Genomic DNA, 2,839 nt, shown 5'->3' with positions numbered 1-2,839 from the left:
CTGGACGAAATCCCCAACGACATCACCCGGGAAACCATGGCTTCCTTCGAGCCCACAATAGATTACTGCGTGGTCAAGATTCCCAGGTTCACCTTTGAAAAATTTCCCGGCAGCCAGGACATGCTCGGCACCTCCATGAAAAGCGTGGGAGAAACCATGGCCATAGGGCGCACCTGCAAGGAAGCCCTGCAAAAGGGCCTGCGCTCTCTGGAAACAGGCCATATCGGTCTGACCACCGACCTGCCCTCTGGTGAACCCGACCTGGAAGGCATCCGCTCCAGACTGCGTTTTCCCCATTCCCTGCGCCTTTTTGCCCTTTACGAGGCTTTCATGGCCGACATGGATATCCAGGAACTTTATGATCTTACCAGCATAGACCCATGGTTTCTGCGACAGATCCAGGAACTGGTGCAGATGGAGAAAAAACTGCGCAATTTCAGCCTGGAACAAAGTCTTTCCCTGGACAACCCGTACCTCAAGCCCGTATTGACTGAGGCCAAGACACTGGGTTTCGGCGACAGGCACCTGGCCCGGCTCTGGAAGAAAGATGAGATTTTCGTTCGCACCCTGCGCTGCGAACTGGGCATTGAGCCCACCTACTACCTGGTGGACACCTGTGCCGGCGAATTCGAGGCTTACACCCCATACTTTTATTCCACCTACGAAAAGGGACGTGAGGTATTTCCCAAAAATACCCGCAAGATCATGATCCTGGGCGGAGGACCCAACCGAATAGGCCAGGGTATAGAATTTGACTACTGCTGTGTGCATGCGGCTTATTCCCTCAAGGAAATGGGCCTTGGTTCCATCATGGTCAACTCCAACCCGGAAACCGTGAGTACAGACTACGACACTTCGGATTTCCTGTATTTCGAGCCTTTGACCTTTGAAGATGTCATGAACATCATAGAGTTTGAAAAACCTGAAGGTGTCATAGTTCAGTTCGGCGGGCAGACTCCTTTGAACCTGGCTGTACCTCTGCTGCAGGCGGGGGTCCCCATCATCGGAACCTCCCCGGACAGCATAGACCGGGCCGAGGATCGTGAACGCTTTCAGGCACTTATAGCCAAGCTTGGACTCATGCAGCCGGCCAACGGCACCGCCAGGTCCATAGAAGAGGCCCGGATCATTGCCGCGGACATAGGCTATCCGGTTGTGGTCCGGCCTTCATATGTACTGGGTGGACGGGCCATGGAAATAGTCTACGACGAAGAACATCTCATCACCTACTTCAAGAATCATGTCGTGGTGGCCCCGGAACACCCCATTCTCCTGGACAAGTTCCTGGAAGGAGCCATCGAAGTGGACGTGGACGCCCTGAGCGACGGACAGGACACGTATGTGGCCGGCATAATGGAGCATATTGAAGAGGCTGGAGTACATTCCGGAGACTCTGCCTGCGTTATACCGCCGCACACCATAGAACAGGATCTCATAAGGGAAATCGAGGCCGAAACCATCAGCCTGGCCCGGGAACTAAGCGTAGTGGGTCTTATAAACATCCAGTTCGCCATCAAGGACGGCCGGGTGTACATCCTGGAGGTCAACCCCAGGGCATCCCGGACCGTGCCCTTTGTCAGCAAGGCCACCAGCGTGCCCCTGGCCAAGCTGGCCACCAGGGTCATGCTCGGGGAAAAACTCAAGGATCTGGATCCCTGGTCCATGTGCAAACAGGGTTATTATTCCGTCAAGGAAGCCGTGCTTCCCTTTGGACGCTACCCCGGGGTGGACGTACTCCTTGGGCCTGAAATGCGTTCCACCGGAGAGGTAATGGGTATCGACAAAGGTATGGGACTGGCCTTTATGAAGGGCCAGATGGGTGCCGGGCAGATGCTCCCGGAAAAGGGGTGCGTCTGCATCTCCGTCACAGAAAGGGACAAAAAGGATTGCATGGAACCGGCACGGATTTTTCACGAAATGGGTTTCAGCATAAAGGCCACCCGGGGAACCGCCGCGTTTTTACAGGACAACGGCATCCCGGCCCAGGTGGTAAACAAGGTCTACGAAGGACGTCCCAACATAATAGATCATATCAAAAACAAGGAAATCGATCTGCTCATCAACACTTCTTCCGGCAAAAAGACCAAGCACGACTCCTCTTCCTTGAGACAGGCCGCGGTTTTGTACCGTATCCCGTACACCACCACCATGGCTGCAGCCAGGGCCATGGCCTCGGCCATCAAGGAACGTGCCGGTGAGGGCCTGCAGGTTCAGAGCATGCAGGAATACTACCGCAATGCCGGATAAGTACAAAAACAGTCTGATACAGGCGGGTTGTCCTTGATGGCAGCCCTGCCTCACGGCAAAAAAGTCATGAAAAAGGAATACTGCGGATTATTCGGCATCCATGATCATCCCGAGGCGGCCAGGATGACCTACTTCGGACTTTACGCCCTGCAGCACCGGGGCCAGGAAAGCGCCGGCATAGTCACCTGGGACGGCAGCAGAATCCGGGAACAAAAAGGCATGGGGCTGGTGGGGGATATTTTCAGTGAAAAGCACCTGGGACACCAGCTCAAGGGAACCATAGCCTCGGGACATCTGCGTTATTCCACCACCGGGGCCTCGCTTCTGCGCAATGCCCAGCCCTTCCTGGTGAGATTCAAGGACATCTCCATAGCCATATCTCACAACGGCAACCTGGTGAATACCACGGAAATCCGTCAGGAACTGGAACAGCAGGGTTCCATTTTTCAGACCACCATGGACAGTGAGATCATAGTTCACCTGCTCTCCAGGAACATGAACGGCAACTCCCTGGAAGACGCCCTGAAGAAGGCCCTGCAGAAAGTAAAAGGGGCCTACACCCTGCTCATCATGGCCAATGACAAGCTGATCG

The 2,839-nt window shown here is 54.7% G+C and carries 2 protein-coding genes; both read left to right on the top strand.

The annotated features are described in order from the left end of the window. A partial coding sequence (gene carB / locus D5S03_RS03345; protein WP_287042663.1) for a carbamoyl-phosphate synthase large subunit occupies positions 1-2,247 on the top strand: 2,247 nt, incomplete at its 5' end. A 66-nt stretch (positions 2,248-2,313) separates the two neighbouring features. Next, the coding region (locus D5S03_RS03340) for an amidophosphoribosyltransferase (protein ID WP_287042664.1) at positions 2,314-2,839 on the top strand (526 nt) is incomplete at its 3' end.

It is taken from the genome of Desulfonatronospira sp. MSAO_Bac3, from assembly GCF_003838035.1.
Taxonomy (GTDB): domain Bacteria; phylum Desulfobacterota; class Desulfovibrionia; order Desulfovibrionales; family Desulfonatronovibrionaceae; genus Desulfonatronospira; species Desulfonatronospira thiodismutans.
Note: the sequence above shows the minus strand (reverse complement) of the source record. Positions and strands in the feature narration are given on the sequence as shown.